This is a genomic window from Actinomadura barringtoniae (genome assembly GCF_017573505.1).
GTDB lineage: Bacteria > Actinomycetota > Actinomycetes > Streptosporangiales > Streptosporangiaceae > Spirillospora > Spirillospora barringtoniae.
This window is the reverse complement of the sequence record NZ_JAGEOJ010000001.1, coordinates 710,789-732,672: the sequence shown is the minus strand read 5'-3', so window position 1 is coordinate 732,672 and position 21,884 is coordinate 710,789. Positions and strand designations below refer to the sequence as shown.

The 21,884-nt window shown below is 70.1% G+C and carries 26 protein-coding genes; 7 read left to right on the top strand and 19 right to left on the bottom strand.

All coding sequences use genetic code 11. The features are described from left to right. Nucleotides 1-23: 23 nt before the first annotated feature. The 5 genes from J4573_RS03295 to J4573_RS03275 form a co-directional block, all read right to left on the bottom strand. The gene (locus J4573_RS03295) at nucleotides 24-791 is read right to left on the bottom strand and encodes a glucose 1-dehydrogenase (protein ID WP_208253667.1); all 768 of its coding nucleotides are present in this window, start codon (nucleotides 789-791) and stop codon (nucleotides 24-26) included. Between the two features lie 114 nt (nucleotides 792-905). Then, nucleotides 906-1,490 carry a GTP-binding protein gene (locus J4573_RS03290; RefSeq protein ID WP_208253666.1) on the bottom strand — a complete coding sequence of 195 codons (585 nt, stop codon included), beginning with the start codon at nucleotides 1,488-1,490 and terminating at the stop codon, nucleotides 906-908. Continuing rightward, a complete protein-coding gene (locus tag J4573_RS03285) occupies nucleotides 1,471-1,839 on the bottom strand; it encodes a DUF742 domain-containing protein (RefSeq protein WP_208253665.1) in 369 nt (122 codons plus the stop codon). The genes J4573_RS03290 and J4573_RS03285 overlap by 20 nt, the downstream gene beginning before the upstream one ends. A 6-nt stretch (nucleotides 1,840-1,845) precedes the next feature. Next, nucleotides 1,846-2,262 carry a roadblock/LC7 domain-containing protein gene (locus J4573_RS03280; protein WP_208253664.1) on the bottom strand — a complete coding sequence of 139 codons (417 nt, stop codon included), beginning with the start codon at nucleotides 2,260-2,262 and terminating at the stop codon, nucleotides 1,846-1,848. Further along, nucleotides 2,259-4,838 (bottom strand): sensor histidine kinase, encoded by a 2,580-nt coding sequence (locus J4573_RS03275; protein ID WP_208253663.1) that lies wholly within the window; start codon nucleotides 4,836-4,838, stop codon nucleotides 2,259-2,261. The genes J4573_RS03280 and J4573_RS03275 overlap by 4 nt, the downstream gene beginning before the upstream one ends. 148 nt (nucleotides 4,839-4,986) lie before the next feature. Here J4573_RS03275 and J4573_RS03270 point away from each other — a divergent pair, with 148 nt between their 5' ends. Next, complete coding sequence (locus J4573_RS03270; protein ID WP_307796464.1) at nucleotides 4,987-5,376, top strand: roadblock/LC7 domain-containing protein; 390 nt, start codon at nucleotides 4,987-4,989, stop codon at nucleotides 5,374-5,376. Nucleotides 5,377-5,448: 72 nt separating this feature from the next. Here the strand turns inward: J4573_RS03270 and J4573_RS03265 are convergent, their stop codons facing one another. From J4573_RS03265 to pdhA, 12 genes are all read right to left on the bottom strand, one after another. Then, nucleotides 5,449-6,636 carry an MFS transporter gene (locus J4573_RS03265; RefSeq protein WP_208253662.1) on the bottom strand — a complete coding sequence of 396 codons (1,188 nt, stop codon included), beginning with the start codon at nucleotides 6,634-6,636 and terminating at the stop codon, nucleotides 5,449-5,451. 148 nt (nucleotides 6,637-6,784) lie between these two features. Beyond that, nucleotides 6,785-7,213, bottom strand: a complete 429-nt coding sequence (locus J4573_RS03260) for a hypothetical protein (protein WP_208253661.1) — start codon at nucleotides 7,211-7,213, stop codon at nucleotides 6,785-6,787. A gap of 97 nt (nucleotides 7,214-7,310) precedes the next feature. Beyond that, entirely contained in the window at nucleotides 7,311-7,748 is a 438-nt protein-coding gene (locus J4573_RS03255) for a hypothetical protein (protein WP_208253660.1), read from the bottom strand. Nucleotides 7,749-7,780: 32 nt separating this feature from the next. Next, nucleotides 7,781-8,227, bottom strand: a complete 447-nt coding sequence (locus tag J4573_RS03250) for a hypothetical protein (protein ID WP_208253659.1) — start codon at nucleotides 8,225-8,227, stop codon at nucleotides 7,781-7,783. A 14-nt stretch (nucleotides 8,228-8,241) separates the two neighbouring features. Then, complete coding sequence (locus J4573_RS03245; protein WP_208253658.1) at nucleotides 8,242-8,712, bottom strand: EndoU domain-containing protein; 471 nt, start codon at nucleotides 8,710-8,712, stop codon at nucleotides 8,242-8,244. Nucleotides 8,713-8,740: 28 nt separating this feature from the next. Continuing rightward, nucleotides 8,741-9,235, bottom strand: coding sequence for a WXG100-like domain-containing protein (locus tag J4573_RS03240; RefSeq protein WP_208253657.1), 495 nt, complete (start codon nucleotides 9,233-9,235; stop codon nucleotides 8,741-8,743). After that, nucleotides 9,235-9,561, bottom strand: a complete 327-nt coding sequence (locus J4573_RS03235; protein ID WP_208253656.1) for a hypothetical protein — start codon at nucleotides 9,559-9,561, stop codon at nucleotides 9,235-9,237. Before J4573_RS03235 ends, J4573_RS03240 begins: the two co-directional genes overlap by 1 nt. 28 nt (nucleotides 9,562-9,589) lie before the next feature. Beyond that, nucleotides 9,590-9,994 (bottom strand): YbaB/EbfC family nucleoid-associated protein, encoded by a 405-nt coding sequence (locus J4573_RS03230; protein WP_208253655.1) that lies wholly within the window; start codon nucleotides 9,992-9,994, stop codon nucleotides 9,590-9,592. After that, nucleotides 9,991-10,440 (bottom strand): YbaB/EbfC family nucleoid-associated protein, encoded by a 450-nt coding sequence (locus J4573_RS53605; RefSeq protein WP_208253654.1) that lies wholly within the window; start codon nucleotides 10,438-10,440, stop codon nucleotides 9,991-9,993. The genes J4573_RS03230 and J4573_RS53605 overlap by 4 nt, the downstream gene beginning before the upstream one ends. A 97-nt stretch (nucleotides 10,441-10,537) precedes the next feature. Beyond that, nucleotides 10,538-11,974 (bottom strand): dihydrolipoamide acetyltransferase family protein, encoded by a 1,437-nt coding sequence (locus J4573_RS03220; RefSeq protein WP_208253653.1) that lies wholly within the window; start codon nucleotides 11,972-11,974, stop codon nucleotides 10,538-10,540. Next, nucleotides 11,971-12,987, bottom strand: coding sequence for an alpha-ketoacid dehydrogenase subunit beta (locus J4573_RS03215; protein ID WP_208253652.1), 1,017 nt, complete (start codon nucleotides 12,985-12,987; stop codon nucleotides 11,971-11,973). The genes J4573_RS03220 and J4573_RS03215 overlap by 4 nt, the downstream gene beginning before the upstream one ends. Then, a complete protein-coding gene (gene pdhA / locus J4573_RS03210; RefSeq protein ID WP_208253651.1) occupies nucleotides 12,984-14,102 on the bottom strand; it encodes a pyruvate dehydrogenase (acetyl-transferring) E1 component subunit alpha in 1,119 nt (372 codons plus the stop codon). The genes J4573_RS03215 and pdhA overlap by 4 nt, the downstream gene beginning before the upstream one ends. A 121-nt stretch (nucleotides 14,103-14,223) precedes the next feature. Here pdhA and J4573_RS03205 point away from each other — a divergent pair, with 121 nt between their 5' ends. Then, complete coding sequence (locus J4573_RS03205; protein WP_208253650.1) at nucleotides 14,224-14,733, top strand: Lrp/AsnC family transcriptional regulator; 510 nt, start codon at nucleotides 14,224-14,226, stop codon at nucleotides 14,731-14,733. A gap of 411 nt (nucleotides 14,734-15,144) precedes the next feature. Here the strand turns inward: J4573_RS03205 and paaZ are convergent, their stop codons facing one another. Then, complete coding sequence (gene paaZ, locus J4573_RS03200; RefSeq protein ID WP_208253649.1) at nucleotides 15,145-17,199, bottom strand: phenylacetic acid degradation bifunctional protein PaaZ; 2,055 nt, start codon at nucleotides 17,197-17,199, stop codon at nucleotides 15,145-15,147. A 124-nt stretch (nucleotides 17,200-17,323) separates the two neighbouring features. On the opposite strand from paaZ, the gene paaA reads away from it, so the two are divergent. Genes paaA through paaE form a run of 5 tightly spaced genes read left to right on the top strand, consistent with a single transcriptional unit; the run spans nucleotide 17,324 to nucleotide 21,185 of the window. Then, the gene (gene paaA / locus J4573_RS03195) at nucleotides 17,324-18,340 is read left to right on the top strand and encodes a 1,2-phenylacetyl-CoA epoxidase subunit PaaA (protein WP_208253648.1); all 1,017 of its coding nucleotides are present in this window, start codon (nucleotides 17,324-17,326) and stop codon (nucleotides 18,338-18,340) included. Beyond that, the gene (gene paaB, locus J4573_RS03190; RefSeq protein ID WP_208253647.1) at nucleotides 18,337-18,633 is read left to right on the top strand and encodes a 1,2-phenylacetyl-CoA epoxidase subunit PaaB; all 297 of its coding nucleotides are present in this window, start codon (nucleotides 18,337-18,339) and stop codon (nucleotides 18,631-18,633) included. The genes paaA and paaB overlap by 4 nt, the downstream gene beginning before the upstream one ends. A gap of 17 nt (nucleotides 18,634-18,650) precedes the next feature. Then, the gene (gene paaC, locus J4573_RS03185; RefSeq protein WP_208253835.1) at nucleotides 18,651-19,574 is read left to right on the top strand and encodes a 1,2-phenylacetyl-CoA epoxidase subunit PaaC; all 924 of its coding nucleotides are present in this window, start codon (nucleotides 18,651-18,653) and stop codon (nucleotides 19,572-19,574) included. After that, nucleotides 19,568-20,095 (top strand): 1,2-phenylacetyl-CoA epoxidase subunit PaaD, encoded by a 528-nt coding sequence (gene paaD / locus J4573_RS03180; RefSeq protein ID WP_208253646.1) that lies wholly within the window; start codon nucleotides 19,568-19,570, stop codon nucleotides 20,093-20,095. The genes paaC and paaD overlap by 7 nt, the downstream gene beginning before the upstream one ends. Before the next feature lies 1 nt (nucleotide 20,096). After that, a complete protein-coding gene (gene paaE, locus J4573_RS03175; RefSeq protein ID WP_208253645.1) occupies nucleotides 20,097-21,185 on the top strand; it encodes a 1,2-phenylacetyl-CoA epoxidase subunit PaaE in 1,089 nt (362 codons plus the stop codon). Here paaE and J4573_RS03170 read toward each other — a convergent pair. Continuing rightward, nucleotides 21,182-21,814, bottom strand: a complete 633-nt coding sequence (locus J4573_RS03170) for a TetR/AcrR family transcriptional regulator (protein ID WP_307796463.1) — start codon at nucleotides 21,812-21,814, stop codon at nucleotides 21,182-21,184. The two genes, paaE and J4573_RS03170, sit on opposite strands and share 4 nt — an antisense overlap. Nucleotides 21,815-21,884: the final 70 nt, after the last annotated feature.

Here is a 21,884-nt window from a genome sequence, read left to right as displayed (position 1 = left end):
CGGGCGGTCGGCGTCGGCTCGGGTCAGCCGGCGGACATGCCTCCGTCCAGGGCGATGGCCTGGCCGTAGATGTGCTTGGACTCGTCCGAGGCCAGGAAGGCGAAGGTCTCGGCGACGTCCTCGGGGGAGATCAGCTCGCCGCTCGGGTGCAGGGCGGCGGCCTCGGCCTCGGTGAACATGCCGGCCTGGATCGCGCCGTCGAGCATCGCGGTGCGGACGACGCCGGGGCACACGGCGTTGATGCGGATGCCCTGCTTGACGTACTCGATGGCGGCGGTACGGGTCAGCGCGACGACGCCGCCCTTGGTGGCCGAGTAGTCGGAGATGCCGAGGGGGAGGCCGACGACGCCGGCGATCGAGGCCATGTTGACGATCGTGCCGCCGCCGCCCTGGCCGAGCATCTGGATGATCTCGTGCTTCATGGAGAGCCAGACGCCCTTGAGGTTCACCGCGGACAGCTGGTCCCAGGTCTCCTCGCCGATCTCGTGCAGCGGGGTGCCCTGCTGCTCGACGCCGGCGTTGTTGACCGCGCAGTCGAGGCGGCCGTACGCGCTCACGGCCGCCTGGACCGCGGCCTGAACGTCGGCGCCCGAGGTGACGTCGGTGCGGACGAAGATCGCTTCGCCACCGTCCTTCTCGATGGCGGCGACGGTGTCGCGCCCGCCCTCCTCGTTGATGTCGGCGACCACGACCTTGGCGCCGTACGAGGCGAACGTGCGCGCCGTCGCCGAACCGATGCCCGTGGCGGCACCGGTGATCAGGACGGACTTGCCTGCGAGCTTTGCGCCCACTGTGACTCCTTCTGGCGGGGGTTTGTACATGTGCGGGGTCAGGCGGTCGGGGTCAGGCGGCCGGGCGGCCGGGGGTAAACGGCGGGGCGGCCGGGCGGTCGGGCGGCCTGGCGGTCAGCGGCGGGCTGCGGCGCTGGAGGAGAGGACGTGCTCGATCATGGTGATCAGCACGTGCTTGGCCGACTCGCGGTTGCGGACGTCGCACAGCACCAGCGGCACGTCCTCCTCCAGGTCGAGCGCGATCCGCACGTCCTCCGGGTTCTTGCGCTCGGCGCCGTCGAAGCAGTTCACCGCGACCACGAACGGGGTGCGGCGGTCCTCGAAGTAGTCGACGGCGGCGAAGCAGTCGGCGAGGCGGCGGACGTCGGCGAGCACGACCGCGCCGATGGCGCCGAGCGCCAGCTCGTCCCACATGAACCAGAACCGCTGCTGGCCGGGCGTGCCGAAGAGGTAGAGGACCAGGTCGTCGGGCATGGTGATGCGGCCGAAGTCCATCGCCACGGTCGTGCTGGTCTTGCCGGCGACGCCGGTGACGTCGTCCACGCCGACGCCCTTGTCGGTGAGGTACTCCTCGGTGCGCAGCGGGCGGATCTCGCTGATCGAGCCGACCATCGTCGTCTTGCCCACCCCGAACCCGCCCGCGATGAGGATCTTCGCGGCGATCGGCTGGCCCGTGGTGTCAGAGGGCGCGTAGTCCATGCAGCAGCTTCCTTAGTACGAGCTCGTCCGGGACGTCGCCGGTGGGGGTCGGCGTCAGCACCCTGAGCAGGTTCTCGTCGCGCAGATCGTCGACCAGGACGCGCACGACGCCCACGGGCAGGTCGATCTCGGACGACAGGTCGGCGAGCGTGACCGGCCGCCGGCAGACCGCCAGCACCCTGCGGTGCTCGGGGTCCAGCCGCATCCGGCGCGGCACGGGCACGCCGGTCGCCTCCAGCAGGGTGATCAGGTTCAGTGCGTCGGCGCGAAGCCGGGTCCGGCCGCGCGTGACGGTGTAGGGCCGGAAGATCGGCCCCGCGTCCGCGTCGAGCCAGCGGTCATCGCTCACCGGTGCTCACCTCGCGCTGGACCCCGACAGCCGCGGGACCACCGGCGGCCGTTCGGCCAGCCGCTCGGCGAGCTCGGTCAGCTCGAAGGCGACCGTGCCCGCGTCGGAGTCCGCGGGGATGACGGCGGCCAGGCACGCGTGATCCCCGGCCGGGACCATGAACACCAGCGCCGTGTCCATCTCGATGACGCTCTGCATCAGCTCACCCCCGGCGAACCGGTTGCACGCGCCGCGCGCGAGTCCCTGAACGCCCGCCACCAGGGCGGACAGATGGTCGGCGTTCTCCCGGTCGAGCCCGGAGGAGGACGCCACGACCAGCCCGTCGGTGGACAGCAGCACGGCGACGCCCGCCACCTGCACCCGGCTCAGCAGCGCGTCGAGGTGCTGGCGCACCTGCGCGGCCGTCATCGCTTGTTCCGTCATCGCTCACCCTCGTCGCTTCCGGGTGCGGGCGGGGGAGTCGAGGCCCGCCCGCGCCGCCAGCCGCTCTGCATCGATGACATGACCGAACGGGCACGCTCGGGTGAACGCGCCTGCCGTTCGGCCGGCTGCTGCTCCTCGTCCGGCGCCGACTGCGGGCCGGTGTCGCGGAGCTGCGGGGCCAGGTTCGCGCGGCGTACGCGGCGCGGCATCCCCGCGTGGGTGCCCGCGGAGGCCGCGGCGCCCGAGGTGCCCGCGTGGGTGCCGGCGTCCCCGTACGAGGCGTCCGCGTACGGCGTGGACTGCGGCGACTGCGGGGCGGGAGGCGCGGGAGCGGACGAGGCCGGAGGCACCGGAGCCGACAAGGGGTCGTGCGCCGAGGCCGACAGCGGGTCGTACGCCGTGGCCTGCAGGGGAGCGCTGAGCGGGTCGTTCAGCGGCGGCTTGAACGGGTCGTGCTGCGCGGGACCGTGCTGCCCGGGAGGCGGCGGCGTCGGCATCGAGTGAGCGCCCGTCGAGTGAGCGCCCGTCGAGTGAGCGCCGGTCGAGTGGGCGCCGGTCGCGTAGGCGGGCGACTGCGCCGGGTACTCCCCGGTCTGGTGAACGCGGTGCTCGCCCGAGTGCTCGGCGCGGTACTCGCCGGAATGCTCCGGAGCCTGCTCGGCGACGCCGATCTTGTCGGGGGAGACGACGAGCGAGTGCGGCAGGAGCGCGATCGCGGTCACGCCGCCGTAGCCGTTCGGCTGCAGCGTGACGTTGATGCCGTGCCGGTGCGCGAGCGTCCCGACGACGAACAGCCCGAGCTGCTCGCCGCCCGCCAGGTCGAACTCGGGCTCCTGGGCGAGCTGCCGGTTGATGCCGGCGAGCTTCTCGGCGTTCATCCCGAGGCCGCGGTCCTGGATCTCCACCACGAACCCGCGGCCGACCAGCCCGGCGTCCACCTCGACCGCGGTGTTCGGCGGCGAGAACGTCACCGCGTTCTCCAGCAGCTCGGCCAGCAGGTGGACCACGTCGGCGACGGCGGCGCCGACGATCCCCTCCTCCGCCGTGCTCACCACCTCGACGCGCGCGTAGTCCTCGATCTCACCGATCGAGCCGCGCAGCACGTCCAGGACGCCGACCGGGTGCCGCCAGCCGCGGCCCGGCGTCGAGCCGGACAGGATGATCAGGCCTTCCGCGTGCCGGCGCATGCGGGTGGTCAGGTGGTCGATGGCGAACAGGTCGGAGAGGTCGTCGGGGTCGGAGGCCTTGCGCTCCAGCGTGTCCAGCATCGCCAGCTGGCGGTGCAGCAGCGACTGGTTGCGGCGCGCCAGGTTCTGGAACACCCCGTTCACCGCCTTGCGCAGCTCGGCCTGGCCGACGGCGGCCTCGATCGCGGTGCGCTGGACGGTGGAGAACGCGGCGGCGACGTTGGCCACCTCGGCGGTCTTGCCGACCTCCAGCGGCGGCGCCTCGGCCACGACGTCCACGTCGTCCCCGCGCTTCAGTCGGGTGACGACGCCGGGCAGGCGCTGGTCGGCCAGGTCGCGGGCGGCGCCCTGCAGGCCGAGCAGGTCGCGGCTGATGCGGCGGCCGAACCGCAGCATCAGGATCGCCGTCAGGAGAATCGCGACCAGCCCGACGCCGCCGACCAGGATGAGCCGGAGCATCGTCGCGTCGGACCTGTTCTTGGAGTCCGCCGACAGCACGGTGCGGGACTTGAGAAGTGCGCCGTTCATCTGCTGGAGGTAGGTGCCCACCGACGCCTGCCACGCCTGCGGCGTGAGCTTGAGGCGCTTGCCGGTGTTGGTCGCCACGATGTGGTCCTCGACCGAGTTGAAGCTCGTGGTCGGCGTGCCCGCCAGCACCTGCCGGAACGGGTCGCCGTTCGCCCGGTTGAACTCCGACATCGCCGAGCTCTCCAGGTAGCGACGCTCGAACACCAGCTTGGAGATCGCGGCGCGCTCGTCGGCGGTCATCCGGCCGCCCGCGACCAGCACGCCGCCGACCAGCGCCGCCTCGCGCCCGGCCAGCTCCATCGCGCGCGACACGTTCGTCAGCTGGTAGGCCTGCTGGTCCTTACTGTCGCCGACCAGCAGGTAGATGAACCGGAAGTGGGTGTCGAGGATGTCGTTGTAGGCGTTGAACGCGGCGAGCTTGGTCATCGACCCCGAGTCGACGTCGCCGCGCACCGCCGAGATCCGGTTGAGCTTGCCGATCAGGTCCGCGAGCCGCCGCTTCAGCTCGGCCGACAGCGTGTCCTGGAACTTCCCGGACTTGGCCGCCGCGTTCATCGCGACGATCGTGGCGTCCATCTTCTTGCGCACGGCGTCCATCGGCGTGCGCGGCAGCGTCCCGCCGCCGCTCAGCCAGACCACCGACTCCTGCCGCTCCTGCGCCAGCGTGAGCAGCATCGGCTGCACCGCGTTGCCGTAGATCTTGTTGGTGGTGTCGATGTTGCGCTGGTGGATCGCCTCGGCCGCGGTGCTCTGCGCGGCGAACGCCCAGAGCGTCACCAGCGAGATCATCGGGATGATGAGCAGGCTGTAGAGCGAGAACCGGATGGAGCGCCGCCGCTTGGTCTTCCTGGGGCTGGTCATGCCCGGCACCGCCTGCCTTGCTGCTCGGGGTGATCAAAACTCGGGCCACCCTAGCCGCTTGTCTGATCATTTGTCGGGTTTTGTGGATCTTGTCGCGGGGGCGGTGGAATCATGTGCCGACGTTCCGCCTACCAACGAGAGGACCTCTGTGAAGGGCGAAACGACCGAACGGCTGGATTGGCTCATCGACGGCCTCGTGAAGCGGGTCCCACAGGTGTCCAAGGCCGTCGTGCAGTCCGCGGACGGCATCCTCATGGGCGCGTCCGCCGGCCTCGAACGCGAGGACGCGAACTACCTGTCCGCGCTGGCCGCGGGCCTGCAGAGCCTCGCCCAGGGCGCGCGCACCCAGTTCGGCGCGGGCGAGGTCCACCAGACCATCATCGAGATGCGCGACGCGTTCCTCTTCGTCACCGCCGCGGGAGAGGGCGCCTCCCTCACCGTCCTCAGCGACGCCGACGTGGACCCCGCGCAGATCAGCTACGAGATGGCAGTCCTAGTCCGCCAGGTGGGCGAACACATCTCCTCCCACCCCCGGTAGCCCGCGCTCGGCCGGGTCGCGCCGGGTCGGGAGACCGATCTTGGCCGCGACCGGTCCGGGAGCCGGGGGACATCAGCCGGGCGTCAACACCAGCGTCCGCCGCCGCAGCACCGTCACCACAGCGATCACCGCCGCAATCGCAACGGCGGCCATGACAGTCAGGGTCGGCCCCCGAGAATCCAGCAGCACACCCGCGACCGCGCTACCGGCGGCAAAGCCCCCGTTGTTGGCCGTCGCCACCCAGGTGTTGGCCTCCGTAGGCGCCGTTCCCGACGCGGCGACCAGATCGTTCACCAAGAAATAAGCAGTAGTGAAGAGCGGCGCGAGATTGAGACCCACCACGAACACCACCACACCCGCCCGCACCGGGCCGTCGATCAACCCCAGCGGCAGCAGCGTCAGCGTGAACGCGATGACCAGCACCACGAACCGTTTGACCGCCGCACTGCGCCACTGAACGCGCCCGTACCAGATCCCCCCGATCGCGCTGCCCGCCGACAGCATCGCCAGCAGGACTCCACCCGCCCCCGGCGACCCGGCCCGGTCGGCGATGAACGGCAACGTCACCTGCAGCACGCCCACGACCAGCCCGACCCCGGCGAACGCCAGCACGATGGTCCGAATCCCCACCACCGCCAAAGGCCGCCCGTCCGCCTCCTCGACATCGTTCGCCGCACCCGGCTCGACCGACACCACAAAACAGACGGTGCCAAGCCCGATCAGCCCCATCACCAAGACCATCGCCGCCAACGGCTCGGCAACAGCGATCAGCCCTCCCGCCAACAGAGGCCCGACCGTGAACACCACTTCCTCGGTCACGGAATCCAGGGCATAAGCAGTGTTCAGGGGCCGCCCGTCCAGAATCCTCGCCCACAGAACCCGCATGACCGTCCCCAGCGGCGGAGCGAAAACCCCCGCAACCCCAGCAGCCACGATCAGCGCAACGGCCCCCGCCCCCGCCTCGGCCAGGCCGATCAACCCAGAAAGCCCCAGCAGGTAAAGCACCGTCAGAACACTCAGCCCATACCGAGCGCCCCTCCGGTCGATCAGACGAGCACGAGCAGGCGCGAAGAGCGTCACCGTAGACGCCAGCGCCCCAGACGTGAACCCGGCAACGCCAAAAGACCCGGTCGCTTCACGAACCAGCAGAATCAAAGCCAACGGCAGAACGGCAAACGATAGGCGCGCGACACAACTGCCGAAGAACGGCAAACGCGCCTCCCGCACGGCCAACACCGAGCGGTAGGTAGCGGAAGTCAAAAGCAGATTCCTCGATAAAGAGCGAGCCCCATCACAGGACCCACACCGGCCAGGTCGGGTCGCTACTCCCGACCCCGGCTACGGCGGTCCGGCCTGGCCCACCGACCGAGAAATCTCCACTGCCCCTCCCGAGCTTTGATCTTGGATCCTAGGCGAGCCCCAGCCGCCTGAACACCTCAATATCCCAAGGAAGGATGTCGGCAGCACTGAACAAGGCCTGATAAACCCGCACCTGACCAGGCTCCATCCCCGCAACGTTCAGCCCAACAACCCGCTCGAGTTGCTCTCGACCCAGCAGCCGCAGCCCAAGCCCCGCCACCCCGTCGATCACGTCCCGCTCGTCCGGGCGCAGCCCCTCCGAAGACCCCGTGAGCACATCCGTCCACACCTGACTCACCGGATCAGCCCGAGCGAACACCGCACAGGCCGCAACGGCCGACAGCCCGAGAACCCACTCCTCGCCCCCGCGGCTCAACGACAGGATGAACCCGACATCCTCGTTCTCGTCCGTCGTGTCGATGACCTCGAAGCGGGAGCTCAGCCGTTCGATGAACGCGGCATAGGGCCGCTTCGCCATGCGCTGCGTGATGCCGAAATAGCGCGGCTCGGAGAGCGACCCATAAGCCCGCTCGATGTCATCGATGATGCGCTGAGTCAGTGCGACGAGCCTTTCGTCAGAAGAGCCTTCCGCGGTCGGGGTGGGGGCGGCCCCAGTGGTCTTCCCAGTAGCGGATCTCGGCCTCGGTCTCCGGGAGGTCGGGGTAGTACTCGCGGACCATGTGGGTCCGTTCCGGCTGGGAGGCGAGGAAGCGCCAGAACGCGTCGAGGGCCTCGCGGGCCTCGGCGATCCGGTACTCACTCTGCTCGTCGGCGTAGTGGGCGCTGATGCTGAGGCCCGCCGACGAGAACGCCACCGAGTAGTTCTCACTGCTCCACGGCGTGAACGGATCGCGCCCGACCGACACGTCCGCCAGCATCGCCAGCGCGTCGAGCGCGACCGCCTTGTGAATGGAGACGTCGGTGATCAGCCAGGAACCGAGCGCCGTATAGGGCTTCGCCGCGTGGAAGAGCGGGAGGCCGTCTCGGTCCCGGGTGAAGGTCATGAATGCCATGGCGATTCCGCCGGTGGGGCGACGTTCGTCTGTTAGAACAGCTTGCCTCGATAGGGGTGGGGGCGCTTCCAGGTGTCTTCCCAGGAGAGAATGGCCGCCTGCCACTCCGGTAGATCCGGGCGGAACTCGCGGATCAGATCCGGGTTGTCGGGGATCGAGGCCAGGAACTTCCAGTACGTCTCGATGGCCTCCTTGAGCTCGGCGAGCGAGTAGCTGCCGCTCTCGTGGCTGACCCAGTCGTTCTGGATCTCGACCCCCGCCGGGCCGAAGTCGACGGTGTAGTTCTCGCTGTCCCAGGGCTCGGTCAGCGGGCGCCCCGCCTCGATATCGGCGATCGTGGCCAATGCGTCCAGGGCCACTCGCTTGTTGTTGGAGATATCGGCGAGAATCCATGCGCCGAGCGCCTGATATTTCTTGTCGTTCGCATGGTAGAGGGGCATGCGGAACTCTGGGTCCAGCGAAAATGAAATGAAGCTCATGGTGAACTTTCTTATTAAAAGGTCGGCCATCCGTGAGTGTAGCCGCCCGCGCCATCGAAGAACCCTTGGATCGTCAGTCCCTGGTATTTGCCCTGCCACATGTTGGTCCCGGGGATGGGGGTGGCGTGCTGGAAGGCTCCGGGGATCGCTGCGTCGACCTGCTGCGGGGTCCAGTGGTCCGGGAAGAACGTGCTCACGCCGCCGTTACCTTTCTTGGGCTTCCATCCGGGCGGGTTCAGGCTGTCGTCCCAGAACTCCGGCTCGGCCTTGTAGGCGCCCGTCTTCGGGTCCTTGACCACGCTACCCGGCTTGAGTCGCCGCCCCGGGAAGTCCTCGCCGCCGGGCCGGTAATGGTAGCCGGACCCCTTGGGCATGCCGGGCTTGACGTGCCCGCCGCCCATGACGTGTTCGCGGAAATGCGGATTCATGCGTCCCGCACGGTTGCGCTTGTTGGCCTTCTTGATGAACTTGAGGGCCTCGCTCATGAGGCCGGCTGCGGCCTTGCCTTTGCCCTTAGCCATTGAGGATCGCCGAGAGGGCCATGTCGATGAGCTGGTCGATGATGGCGCCGGTGATCTCCTTGAAGATGGGGATCTCGGCGAGGGTGGCGCCGAAGCTGGGACCGGCGGTGGCGATGGCCTGGGCGATCTCGATGGCCAGGATGGTGAGCTGGACGATCACGTTGATCTTCAGGGCCAGCACGATGGCGCCGCAGACCATGAGGCCGGCGCCGATGATGTTGGCGGCGACGGTGAAGTCCTGCAGGTTGGCCTTGCCGGACTCGCCGGCGTTCCAGGACTGCTGGAACGCCTCGATGTCGTCGCCCTTGTTGGCCGACCAGACGCGCTGGGCGTGATTGTCGGCCTCGCCGAGTGGGCCGGAGTGGGCGCCGGCGAAGCGGAGCCAGGCGGTGCCCATCTCCATGAGCTTGGTCTCGTCGGCCTCGGGCCAGTTGTAGCCCAGCATCGACAGGAGAGAGCGCAGCTCTCCCGGTAGTTGCATGCCCATCAGCCGAGGATGTCCCTGACTCGGTTGACCTCGACCACGTTGTGCTCCTCGGCCTTGGCGTGGTTGTCGGCGAACATGGTGACGATCTCGCCGTGCTCGGCCATGTCGTCGAGGTTGTCGTTGTAGGCCTCGACGGCGACCTCGTACACGGCCTGGTAACAGCCGCCGATCAGCGAGCCGATGTCGTCGCTGCCCCACGGCTCGCCGAACCCGGCGAGCTCGCCCTGGAAGGCCTGCCAGTCGGCTCTCAGCTGCTGCGTCGAGGATTGGATGCCGCCGCCGGAGCTGCGGATCTGCTCGGGGTCGACCTCATAACCCGTGCCCATCGGATGTTCTCCAGTAGTTCGGTGCCGCTCAGAAACTGTTCATGAGGTCCTGGAGGGACCTTGTGTAGGCGCGGAGCTGCTGGACGCTCATGTCCTGCGTCTGCTGGAGCCGCTGGGACAGTTCGGCCAGGGCCTCGGCCGAGGGGGAGGGGTTCTCGACGGCCGCCTTGGCCAGCCGGTCCAGGGCGTCGTTGATCGCGGTGACCGCGCGGTCGGCGATCTCGTGCGAGCCGAGCCGGAGGGCGCGTTGTGAGATCTCGACGTTCTCGATCCGGCCGCCCGCGGAGACGACCGCCTTGACCAGCCGTTCCTCGTCGTAGCCCTCCGCGCGGACGTCGGCGCGGGCCTCGGCCCCCGGGTGCGCCGCGGTGGCGGCCCGGAGGGTGTCGCCGAGCAGCTTGTCGAGGTCGTCGGCGGCGAGTTCGTAGCTCACTTGATCCCCGCCCTGACGCGGGCGACCGCCTCATTGATCGACTGGGTCATCACGGTCATCTCGCGCAGGCCCTGCTCCTGTACGGCCTGCAGGGACCGTACGAGCGCGGCCGGGTCGATGACCTCCTCGGTGCTCGCCTGCTGGGCCTGGGCACGCAGCGCGTTCATGGCGGCGTTGGCCGCCTCGGCGATGTGCCGGCCCAGGTCCCCGGGCGATTCCCGCAGCGCGCGCGGGTCGATCTCCAGCCCCACCAGGCGACCGCGCTCGGCGGTGGCCTTGACGCGTTCGTCGTCCGCGGTGCCGGTGGCCCGGCCTGCGGGTCCGGCGTCGCGTTGCGAGGCGGCGTTCGGGGTCGGCGTCCGGGTGGCGGCGTTGCGCAGGGCGGTCAGTCGTTCACGAGCCTCCCGCAGCCTTTCCCCCGGATCCACACGCGGTTCGTCGTCCACCTTGTCTCCCTCGTGATCAGGTGACGGCAGGCAGATAGTACCAATTTGTGCGATTGGCCATGTTTGTTCGAGTAAATGGGTCTTTCTGGGGGTTGTGTTAGGCGTGCGCCAGGAGGATCGCCGGGCTCTCCACACAGTCGGCCACGTACCGGAGGAACCCGCCCGCCGCGCCGCCGTCACAGACCCGGTGGTCGAACGTGAGGGACAGCTGGGTGATCTTGCGCGCGGTGACCTCGCCGTCGTGGATCCAGGGGCGGTCGATGATCCGGCCGACGCCGAGCAGCGCCGCCTCGGGATGGTTGATGATCGGCGTCGAGCCGTCCACGCCGAACACGCCGTAGTTGTTGAGCGTGAACGTTCCGCCGGTCACCGCCTCGGGCGGCAGCTTGCCCGAACGTGCCAGACCGGTGAGCCGGGTCAGCTCGGCGGCCAGCTGCGCGGTCGTCATCGCGTGCGCGCCGCGCACCACCGGGACCACCAGGCCACGGTCGGTCTGGGCCGCGAAGCCCAGGTTGATATGACCGTGCCGAACGATCTCATCGCCGTCGACCGAGGAGTTCAGCTCGGGGAAGCGGCGCAGCCCGTCCACGCAGATGCGCGCCAGCATCGCCAGCAGCCCGATCCCCAGGTCGGGGCGGGCGCGCTTGAGCGCGTCCTTGGCCTCGACCAGCCCGGTCGCGTCCACGTCCACCCAGGTCGTCGCGTCCGGAATCTCACTGCGGCTGCGGGTCATCTTCTCCGCCACCGCCCGCCGAAGCCCCCGCAGCGGAATCCGTTCATCCCGCAGGGTCGGGGGAGCCGAAGCCGCGAGCGGTTGGCCGGGGTCCTCAAGCGGCTGGCCTATGGGCGCGCCCGGCTGGCCGGGAGCGGACGGCTGCCCTGGGGCTGCGAGCGGTCGGCCGGGTGCGAACGGCTGGCCTGCGACTGTGAGTGGCTGGCCGGAGGACGTGGGTGCCTTGCCGGGGGAGACGGGTTGCTGGCTTGCGGCTATGGCCTGGTCTACGTCGCGGCGGAGGATCACGCCTCGGGGGCCCGAGGGGGTGATGGTGGCCAGGTCCAGGCCGTGCTCGTGGGCGATCCTGCGGACCAGCGGGGAGATCACGCGGGGGGCCTGGTGCGGCTGGGGAGCGGGATTGGGGGCGCTGCGCCTGGAGGTGCGGCGCCTGCGGCCGCTGGAGCCGTGGCCTGTGCCGTAACCGATCAGAACGTTGCCGGATCCGGCCTGTTCTTCCTCGCGGTAGCGGGCGCCTGCGGGGTCTTCGGCGGAGTCAGAGGCTGACTCCTCGGCGGGGCCGATCTCGATGAGGGGCTCGCCCACCGAGAGGACGGTGCCTACGTCGGCGTTGAGCTTCAGGACCGTTCCGGCGTACGGGACGGGGACCTCGACGACGGCCTTGGCGGTCTCGACGTCCACGACGTTCTGGTCGACCTCGACGGTGTCGCCGACGGCGACCTTCCACTCGACGATCTCGGCTTCGGTGAGGCCCTCGCCCAGGTCGGGCAGGCGGAAGACCTGGCGGGTGGCGGTGGTCACGAGGCCTCCCGGGCCAGGTGGTGAACGTCCGGCTCGTCGTCGAACTGGAGGCGGTCGACGGCGTCCAGGACGCGTTCGACGTCGGGCAGGTGGGAGTGCTCCAGTTTCGGCGGCGGGTAGGGGATGTCGAAGCCGGTGACGCGCAGTACGGGCGCGGCGAGGGAGTGGAAGCAGCGTTCCTGCACGCGGGCGGCGATCTCCGCGCCGACGCCGGCGAAGCCCTGGGCCTCCTGGATGACGACGCAGCGGCCCGTCTTGCGGACGGATTCCACGACGGTCTCGTCGTCGAACGGGACGATCGTGCGCAGGTCGATCACTTCGAGGTCGATGCCCTCGCGGGCGGCGGTCTCGGCCGCTTCGAGGGCGACCGGGACGCTCGGGCCGTAGGCGACCAGCGTGGCGTCCTTCCCGGTGCGGCGTACGGCGGCGCGGCCGAACGCGGGGGCCTGGCGGTCGGCGATGTCGGCCTCGCCCTTGGACCAGTAGAGCCGCTTGGGCTCCATGAAGACGACCGGGTCGGGGTCGGCGATCGCGTCGCGCAGCAGCCAGTACGCGTCCTCGGCGGTCGCCGGGGTGACCACCTTCAGGCCGGGCGTGTGGGCGTAGTAGGCCTCGCTGGAGTCGCAGTGGTGCTCGACGCCGCCGATGCCGCCCGCGTACGGGATGCGGATCACCATGGGCAGCGCGACCTTGCCGCGCGTGCGGTTGCGCATCTTGGCCACGTGCGAGGCGATCTGCTCGAACGCCGGGTAGGCGAACGCGTCGAACTGCATCTCCACGACCGGGCGGAAGCCGCCCATGGCCATTCCGACGGCGAGCCCGACGATGCCCGACTCGGCGAGCGGCGTGTCGAAGCAGCGGGTCTCGCCGAACTCCTTGGTCAGGCCGTCGGTGATGCGGAAGACGCCGCCGAGCGGGCCGACGTCCTCGCCGAAGACCAGGACCTGCTCGTCGCCCGCCAGCGCGTCGCGCAGCGCTGAGTTCAGCGCCTGCGCCATCGTCATCGCGGTCATTGCGTTCCTCCGAGCTCGGACTCCAGCAGCGCCCGCTGCTCGCGCAGCTGGGGCGTGGGGTCGCCGAAGACGTGGTCGAACAGCTCCAGCGGGTCGGACTCGGCGTCGGCGTTCAGCTTGTCGCGCACGATGGCGGCGAACTCCTCGGCGGTCTTCTGTGCCGAAGCGATGTCCTCCGGGGCGAGCAGGCCCCTGCCGCGCAGGTAGGTCTCCAGGCGAGGCAGGGGATCGGCCGTCTCCCACTGCTCGACTTCGCTGCTCTCCCGGTAACGGGTGGCGTCGTCGGCGTTGGTGTGGGACTCGATGCGGTACGTGTGGCCCTCCACCAGGAACGGTCCACCGCCCTCGCGCGCGTGCCGTACGGCCTCGTTCAGCACGGCCAGGACCGCGACCAGGTCGTTGCCGTCCACCTGCTCGGAACGCATGCCATAACCGATGCCCTTATAGGCGAGCGCGGGAGCCGCGGTCTGCTTGGCCAGCGGTACGGAAATCGCGTACTTGTTGTTCTGCACGAAGAAGACGACCGGGGCGTGCAGCACTGCGGCGTAGTTGAGCGCTTCGTGGAAGTCGCCCTCACTCGTGCCGCCGTCGCCGACGAAAGCCATCACCACGCTGTCCTCGCCCTTGCGGCGCAGGGCCTCGGCCATGCCGACCGCGTGAATCGTCTGCGTGGCAAGGGGAGTGCACTGCGGGGCGACGTGAGTGGCCGCCGGGTCGTACCCGCAATGCCAGCCGCCCTGCAGGAGCGTGAGCACCTCGGCGGGGTCAAGGCCGCGCGAGACCAGGGCGACCGAGTCCCGGTAGGTCGGGAACAGCCAGTCGTCCTCGCGGAGCGCGAGCACCCCGGCGATCTGGCAGGCCTCCTGCCCGTGGCTGGACGGGTAGACGGCGAGCCTGCCCTGCTTGGTGAGCGCGGTCGCCTGGCGGTCGAAGCGGCGGCCGACGACCATGCGGCGGTAGGCCTCCAGCAGTTCCTCGTCCGCCGGAACGCGGTAGCCGGAGCCGTCGGCGCCGGCGGGCGGGTCGACGGCCGTGCCGTTCTCCGCGACGAAACGCACCGGGACGGTCGCGGGCAGGAGCTCGCCGACCGCCGGGTGATGCGTCGTGTCAGACATGGGCGCCATTGCCTTTCTCTGGACGCATTTAAGGCAAATCGTCCGCCTGAGCGATCATCTGTTCAAGAGATCGGGCACAATGAGCGACAGATGGCCACGATCCGGGCCTGAGGGAGGTCATATGTCGCCGGACGAGATCGAAGAGGCGGGCTGGCCGGGACATTCTGCCGCCCACCTGGACGGGGTGGACCGCGCGATCATCGCCGAGCTGCTGCGCGACGGCCGGGTGTCGGTCCGTGCGCTGGCAGAACGGGTGCACATCTCGCGCGCCAACGCCTACGCGCGCCTCACCCGCCTCATGGACGAAGGGGTGATCACGGGCTTCACGGCCGAGCTGGCGCCCCAGAAGGCGGGCCTCGGCACCACCGCGTACGTCTCGGTCACCATCGAACAGAACACCTGGCGCACGGTTACCGCCGGGCTCGCCGACATCCCGTACGTGGAGCACTTCGCCATGGTCGGCGGCGACTACGACGTCCTGGTGCTGGTCCGTACCCCCGACAACGCGGCGCTCCGCCACGTCGTTCTGGAACGCATCCAGGACATCCCCGGCGTCCGCGGCACCCGCACCTGGCTCGTCTTCGACGAGGCCCGAGGCCGAGGCGCCGACTGGGACGCCGGCCAGCGCTGAGCCGTTCAACGGGGCGCAGGCCAGCGCTGAGCCGTTCAACGGGGCGCCGGTCAGCGGCGGGCTGGACAGAGGGGCGCCAGGCAGAGCGAGACGCAGGCCAGCGCTGAGCCGTTCAACGGGGCGCCGGTCGGCGGCGGGCTGGACAGAGGGGCGCCAGGCAGAGGGGCGCCAGGCAGAGGGGCGCCAGGCAGAGGGGCGCTGGGCAGAGCGAGACGCTGGCCAGCGGGAGGCCGTTCGGCCTTCCGCCGGCCGGCGGAAGGCCGGTCAGAGGGGCGCCGGACAGTGGGGCGCCGGACAGAGGGACGACGGACAGAGGGGCGCCGGCCGGTACTGAGCCGGTCGACGCCCCCTGCGCTACTGGCGGCTGCGGCTCGCGGCCGCAGCCTGTATCGCAGCCTGTATCGCTGTCGTTTACTCGCTGGGCGGCCAGGTCTTGGCCACCAGGGTGAGGACGTCGTAGGCGGCGACGACCTGGTCCTCCTGGTTGGTGACCGAGGCGTCCCAGCGGACCTCGCCGTAGTCGGCGCTCGTACGCGGGGTGATCTGCTTGACGGTCAGCGCGACCTTGATGGTGTCGCCGGCCTTCACCGGGGTGAGGAACCGCAGGCCGTCGACGCCGAAGTTGGCCAGCACGGGGCCGGGTGCGGGGTCGACGAAGAGCCCGGCGGCCAGGGACACGACCAGGTAGCCGTGCGCGACGATCCCGCCGAACAGCGGGTTGCGCGAGGCGGCCTCGGCGTCGGTGTGCGCGTAGAAGGTGTCGCCGGTGAACTCGGCGAAGTGGCCGATGTCCTCCAGCGTGACCGTGCGTTCGGCGGACGAGATCGTGTCGCCGATCCGCAGGTCCGCCAGGGACTTGCGGAACGGATGGACGCCGGAGTCCACGCGCCGCGCGCCCGCCGTCCACCGGCCGGTGGCCGCGGTGAGCAGGTCCGGGGACGCCTGAACGGCGGTGCGCTGCATGTGGTGCAGGACGCCGCGTACGCCGCCCAGCTCCTCGCCGCCGCCCGCACGACCCGGGCCGCCGTGGACGAGGACGGGCAGCGGCGAGCCGTGCCCGGTCGACTCGCCCGCGTCGTCGCGGTCCAGCACGAGGACGCGGCCGTGCCACGGCGCCAGCCCGACGACGACCGTGCGTGCGACGGCGGGGTCGTGGGTGACGACGGACGCGGCGAGGCTGCCCTTGCCGCGCGCCGCCAGCTCGATCGCCGAGTCGAGGCCGTCATAGGTGAGCACGGTGCTGACCGGGCCGAACGGCTCCACGTCGTGCGGTTCGGCGGCGCCCGGCCGCGCGCGCAGCAGCAGCGGGGTCATGAACGCGCCGCGTTCGGGATCGCCGTCCAGGAGGGTCGTGCCGAGGGCCTTGCCGTCGGGATCGCCGTAGGCGATCTCGGCGCCGGCCTGCAGCGCCTCGACGGCCTTGCGCACCTCGTTGCGCTGGGCGAGGCTCGCGAGCGCGCCCATCCGCACGTCGGGGTTGCGCGGGTCGCCGACGGTCACCTTCGCCAGCCGGGCCGAGATGGCCTCGACGACGCGGTCGGCCATCGCCTCGGGAACGATCACGCGCCGGATGGCGGTGCACTTCTGGCCCGCCTTGACCGTCATCTCGGTGGCGACGCCCTTGACGAACAGGTCGAACTCCGGATCGTGCGGCGTCACGTCCGGGCCGAGGATCGAGCAGTTGAGAGAGTCGGCCTCCACGCCGAGCACGACGCCGCCGTCCAGCACGTTCGGGTGGCGGCGCAGGATGCCCGCGGTGCGCGCCGAGCCGGTGAACGCGACGCTGTCCTGAACGGTCAGCGCGTCCAGCAGCCCCTCGGGACCGCCGGAGACCAGCTGCAGCGTGCCCTCCGGCAGGATCCCCGACTCGATGATCTGCCGTACGGCCGCCTCGGTCAGGTAGGCCGTCTGCGCGGCGGGCTTCACGATCGACGGCAGCCCGGCCAGGAACGCCGGCGCCAGCTTCTCGAGCATGCCCCAGACCGGGAAGTTGAACGCGTTGATCTGCACCGCGACGCCCGGCCGCGAGGCGTAGAGGTGCTGGCCGACGAACGTGCCGCCCTTGCCGAGCCGTTCCGTCCCGCCGTCCAGCACGATCGTGTCGTTCGGCAGCTCGCGCACGCCCTTGCTCGCGTAGCTGAAGAGCGTGCCGATGCCGCCGTCCACGTCGACCGCGGTGTCGCGGGTCGTCGCGCCCGTCCGTACCGACAGCGCGTAGAGCTCCTCCTTGCGTGCCATGAGGTGCTTGGCCAGCGCCTTCAGCAGGCCCGCCCGTTCATGGAACGTCAGCGCCCGCAGCGCCGGACCGCCGACCTTCTTGGCGTGGTCGGCCATGGCGGCGAAGTCCAGGCCGCCGGTGGGAAAGCGCGCCACCTCCTCGCCCGTAGCGGCGTCCAGCAACGGCTCGCCGTCGCCCGCCGCCCGGACCCAGCGTCCGGCGGCATAGCTCTCCAGCAGGGGGCTCACGCGGTCTCCTCTTCTCGGGCCTTGCGCAGGTGTGCTCGCCCGGGCTTGCGCAGGCGCGCCGACTCGTGAGACGTTATTACTGATCGATCGGTAAGTAAATACCCGCGACACGCGGAGGACCCCAGTGACCACCACCCCGGCCGAGCCTGACCAGGCGGCGCTCGAAGCCCGGCAGGCGCAGCTCCAGGCGTCGTTCGACGCGACGATCGCGCGCCACGACCGGATCGAGCCCCGGGACTGGATGCCGGACGCCTACCGCAAGACCCTCGTGCGCCAGATCGCCCAGCACGCCCACTCGGAGATCATCGGCATGCAGCCCGAGGGCAACTGGATCGGCCGCGCGCCGTCCCTGCGCCGCAAGGCGATCCTGCTGGCCAAGGTGCAGGACGAGGCCGGGCACGGGCTCTACCTCTACTCCGCGTGCGAGACCCTCGGCGTCTCCCGCGCCGAGCTGACCGAGCTGCTGCTCGCCGGCCGCCAGAAGTACTCCTCGATCTTCAACTACCCGACGCTGTCGTACGCCGACGTCGGCACGATCGGCTGGCTCGTCGACGGCGCCGCCATCTGCAACCAGGTGCCGCTCTGCCGTACCTCCTACGGCCCGTACGGCCGCGCCATGATCCGCATCTGCAAGGAAGAGTCGTTCCACCAGCGGCAGGGCTTCGAGCTGCTGATGACCATGATGCGCGGCACGGGCGCCCAGCGCGCCATGGTGCAGGAGTCGGTCGACCGCTTCTGGTGGCCGTCGCTGATGATGTTCGGCCCGCCCGACGCCGAGTCCACCAACAGCGAGCAGTCCATGGCGTGGGGCGTCAAGCGCAACTCCAACGACGAGCTCCGGCAGAAGTTCGTCGACATGACCGTTCCGCAGGCCGAGGCGCTCGGCGTGACGCTGCCCGACCCCGACCTGCGCTGGAACGAGGAGCGCGGCCACCACGACTTCGGCGAGCCGGACTGGGAGGAGCTCGCGGCGGTGATCCGCGGCAACGGCCCGTGCAACGCCCAGCGGATGGCCCACCGGCGCGCCGCCCACGACGACGGAGCCTGGGTACGCGAGGCCGCCACCGCCTTCGCCGCCCGTCCAGCGCCAGCGCCAACGTCAGCGCCAGCCGAAGCGACGCACGAGGAGGCGACGCGATGACCACCGACGCCAAGCGCGAGTGGCCGCTGTACGAGGTGTTCGTACGCGGCAAGCGCGGCCTCAACCACGTGCACGTCGGCTCGCTGCACGCCCCCGACGACGCGATGGCCCTGCGGCACGCCCGCGACGTCTACACGCGCCGGAACGAGGGCGTGAGCATCTGGGTCGTCCGCGCCGACGCGATCACCGCGTCCAGTCCCGACGAGAAGGACCCGCTCTTCGCGCCGAACGGCGACAAGGTCTACCGGCACCCGACGTTCTACGAGATCCCCGAGAACGTCCCGCACATGTGAACGATCTGGAGACCACGATGATCGACGACGACGAGGGCAGCATCTTCTCCGGCCTGCTCGTCGGCGACGACACCGCGCAGTGGGCGTTCGGCACCGACTTCGAGGACCCGCTGGCCGGCGTCGACACCACCGTTCCGGACGGCGTCGCCCCCGACCTGCTCGCCGCGTACTGCCTCATGCTCGGCGATGACGCGCTGATCATGTCGCAGCGCCTGTCGGAATGGTGCAGCCGCGCGCCCGACCTCGAAGAGGACATCGCGCTGGCCAACATGGCCCTCGACCTCCTCGGCCAGGCCCGTCTCCTCCTGACGCGCGCCGCCGCCGCGGATCCGTCCATCGTGCCCGCGCTCCCCGACGGCTCGCCGATCCCCGCCGAGGACGCGCTCGCCTTCTTCCGCGAGGCCGACGCGTTCCGCAACGTCCGCCTGGTCGAGGTGCCGAACGGCGACTTCGCCCACGTCGTCGTCCGCCTGCTCCTCTTCTCGGTCGCGCGCCTCGCCTTGCTGGAACGCCTCCGGGGCAGCAACGACGCCGTCCTGTCCGCGCTCGCCGCCAAGGGCGTCAAGGAGATCACGTACCACCGCGACTGGGCAGGCCGCTGGTTCCTCACCCTCGCGCAGGGCACCGAAGAATCGCGCCGCCGCCTCCTGACCGCGCTCGACACCCTGTGGCCACTGCACTACGAGCTCACCGTCGCCCACCCGGTCGAGTCGTCGCTCGCCCAGTCGGGCGCAGGCGTCGATCCAGCCTCCGTCCGTTCCGAGGTGGACGCCGTCCTGGACCAGGTCCTGGCCGTCAGCGGCGTAGACCGCCCTCAGAAGGCCCCTCTCGCCGGAGTCAACGGCCGTACAGGCCGAGACGGCCTGCACACCGAGGCGTTCAGCCGCGTGCTGGCCGAGATGCAGGTAGTGGCCCGAGCCCACCCGGAGGGCCGATGGTGAGCACGCAAGAGCCGGTGACCACCCGAGACGCGGCAAACGCGCGCCACGTGGCCGAGCAGGTCCGCGACCCCGAGATGCCGATGCTGACGCTGGACGACCTGGGCGTCCTCCGGAACGTGGACGTCCAGCCCGACTCCACGGTCGTCGTGTCGATCACGCCGACGTACACCGGCTGCCCCGCGATGGCGACCATGCGCGACGACCTGGTCCATCGCCTGAACGACGCGGGCTTCCCTCGGGTCGAGGTCCGCGTGGTCCTGGACCCGCCCTGGTCCAGCGACTGGATCTCCGAACGAGGCCGAGCAGCCCTACGCGAAGCCGGTCTCTCGACCCCCGGCCCTGCCCCCCACCGCTCCGGCCCCATCGCCCTCACCCTCGGCCCGACCCGCCAAGCGCCCCCTTGCCCCCGCTGCGGCTCCACCGCGACCCGCCTGACCTCGGAGTTCGGCGCCACCGCGTGCAAGGCCCTCTATAGCTGCACCGACTGCCTCGAACCTTTCGAGCACGTCAAGGAGATCTGAGATGACCGCACCCGCGCCCGCAGCCGCGCCGTCCCGCTCGGCGGTGTTCCACCCGCTGACCGTGACGTCGGTGGAACGGCTCTGCGAGGACGCCGCCGCGATCACCTTCCGCATACCGCCCGAACTCCGCGAGGCCTACGCCTTCCGCGCCGGCCAGTCCCTCACCCTGCGCCGCTTCATCGACGGCCGCGAGGAACGCCGCTCCTACTCGATCTGCGCCCCCGCCGGATCCGCCCCGCGCATCGGCGTCCGCGAGATCCCCGACGGCCTCTTCTCGTCCTGGCTGGTGAACGAGGTCAGGCCCGGCGCCACCATCGAGGTCCAGACCCCGACCGGCTCCTGGCAGGCCGACCCCGACTCGGGCGAACGGCACCTGTGCATCGCCGCCGGATCGGGCATCACGCCCATGCTCTCCGTCGCCTCCACGGTCCTGTCCCACCCGCTGGCCCAGGTCTCGCTCCTGTACGGCAACCGTACGAGCCAGACCGTGATGTTCGCCGAGGAACTGGGCGACCTCAAGAACCAGCACGGACCCCGCCTCCAGGTCGCTCACGTCCTGTCCCGAGAGCCTCGAGACGTCGAACTCTTCTCCGGTCGCCTCGACGCCGATCGTCTGCGTCTCCTCCTGACCACCCTCGTCCCGGTCGAGGTCTTCGACCACGTGTGGCTGTGCGGCCCGCTGCAGATGATCCAGGACGCTCGGGTTGTCCTCGCTGACCTGGGCGTTCCCGCTGATCGCGTGCACGTTGAGCTGTTCTACGTGGACGCCCCGCCGCCCCAGCCTCGCCGTACCGTCGACACTCCCACGGGCGCCACCACCGAGCTGACCACCGTTCTGGACGGGCACCGGACGACGTCCACGGTCTCTCAGGAATCGACGATTCTCGACAGCGCCCAGAAGTCCCGCGCCGACCTGCCGTTCGCCTGCAAGGGCGGTGTCTGCGGAACGTGCCGTGCCAAGGTCTGCGACGGCGAAGTCGATATGCGTCGCAATTACGCGCTGGAAGACCACGAGGTCGAGGCTGGCTTTGTCCTGACGTGCCAGAGCTTTCCCGTGGGTGAAGCCGTCACAGTGGACTACGACGCCTAATTGTCGTTTTCGTCGTTGTTGGTTAGGCCGTCGAAAGCCACTGCAGCAATGGCGTCCGCGACGGTAGCAGGGGTGAACGTTCCGTCCGCCCGATACCATTCGACCAGTGAATTCACCATGCCGAAGAGTAGACGGCTGACCAATGCCGGCGGCATGTCATCGCGCAGCGCGCCCTCTGCCGCCGCATCCGCGACAAGCTCCGCCAGCCGCTCGTCCAACCGTCGTCGCCGATCCAGCGCGGCCAGCTCGATCGGGCTGTTTCCTCTCACGCGGAGGAGGAGCGTGACCGACGGCTGATGCGCGGCCAGCACCTCCACGCTGCGCCGCACCACCTCGCGCAGTCGTTCGTAGGCGCTGGCGCCCTCCGTGCTCTGCGCCGCTTCCTCCACCACCGCTGTCAGCTCGTCGAGAGCGTCGTCCAATGCGGCCTCGAGCAGCTCTTCTTTGCTCCTGAAGTGGTGGTAGATCGCAGGCTTGGTCAGCCCGAGCTCCTTGGCCAGATCGCCCATGCTCGTGGCGTCGTACCCCCGCCGATTGAACAGCTCCACGGCGCGACGCAGCATCGTCTCCCGGTCATAACCAGGGCGTCCGCGACGGCGGGGCGGTAGGGCGGGTTCGGCGGCGGCCACCTATGCAGGATCTCACGGACGTTGCTGTGCAGACCTCATTGTGCGGCTCTTTGCGGCATCGGTCACCCCT

Bases quoted from the DNA above. Each gene is read 5' to 3' on its own strand.
- paaB (WP_208253647.1), top strand. From the start codon at position 18,337: ATGACCACCGACGCCAAGCGCGAGTGGCCGCTGTACGAGGTGTTCGTA.
- J4573_RS03235 (WP_208253656.1), bottom strand. From the start codon at position 9,561: ATGGGCACGGGTTATGAGGTCGACCCCGAGCAGATCCGCAGCTCCGGC.
- J4573_RS03215 (WP_208253652.1), bottom strand. From the start codon at position 12,987: ATGACCGCGATGACGATGGCGCAGGCGCTGAACTCAGCGCTGCGCGAC.
- paaD (WP_208253646.1), top strand. From the start codon at position 19,568: ATGGTGAGCACGCAAGAGCCGGTGACCACCCGAGACGCGGCAAACGCG.
- paaE (WP_208253645.1), top strand. From the start codon at position 20,097: ATGACCGCACCCGCGCCCGCAGCCGCGCCGTCCCGCTCGGCGGTGTTC.
- J4573_RS03250 (WP_208253659.1), bottom strand. From the start codon at position 8,227: ATGAGCTTCATTTCATTTTCGCTGGACCCAGAGTTCCGCATGCCCCTC.
- J4573_RS03240 (WP_208253657.1), bottom strand. From the start codon at position 9,235: ATGGGCATGCAACTACCGGGAGAGCTGCGCTCTCTCCTGTCGATGCTG.
- J4573_RS03260 (WP_208253661.1), bottom strand. From the start codon at position 7,213: ATGGCGAAGCGGCCCTATGCCGCGTTCATCGAACGGCTGAGCTCCCGC.
- J4573_RS03255 (WP_208253660.1), bottom strand. From the start codon at position 7,748: ATGGCATTCATGACCTTCACCCGGGACCGAGACGGCCTCCCGCTCTTC.
- J4573_RS03290 (WP_208253666.1), bottom strand. From the start codon at position 1,490: ATGGACTACGCGCCCTCTGACACCACGGGCCAGCCGATCGCCGCGAAG.
- J4573_RS03275 (WP_208253663.1), bottom strand. From the start codon at position 4,838: ATGACCAGCCCCAGGAAGACCAAGCGGCGGCGCTCCATCCGGTTCTCG.
- J4573_RS03280 (WP_208253664.1), bottom strand. From the start codon at position 2,262: ATGACGGAACAAGCGATGACGGCCGCGCAGGTGCGCCAGCACCTCGAC.
- paaC (WP_208253835.1), top strand. From the start codon at position 18,651: ATGATCGACGACGACGAGGGCAGCATCTTCTCCGGCCTGCTCGTCGGC.
- J4573_RS03205 (WP_208253650.1), top strand. From the start codon at position 14,224: ATGTCGCCGGACGAGATCGAAGAGGCGGGCTGGCCGGGACATTCTGCC.
- pdhA (WP_208253651.1), bottom strand. From the start codon at position 14,102: ATGTCTGACACGACGCATCACCCGGCGGTCGGCGAGCTCCTGCCCGCG.
- J4573_RS03245 (WP_208253658.1), bottom strand. From the start codon at position 8,712: ATGAGCGAGGCCCTCAAGTTCATCAAGAAGGCCAACAAGCGCAACCGT.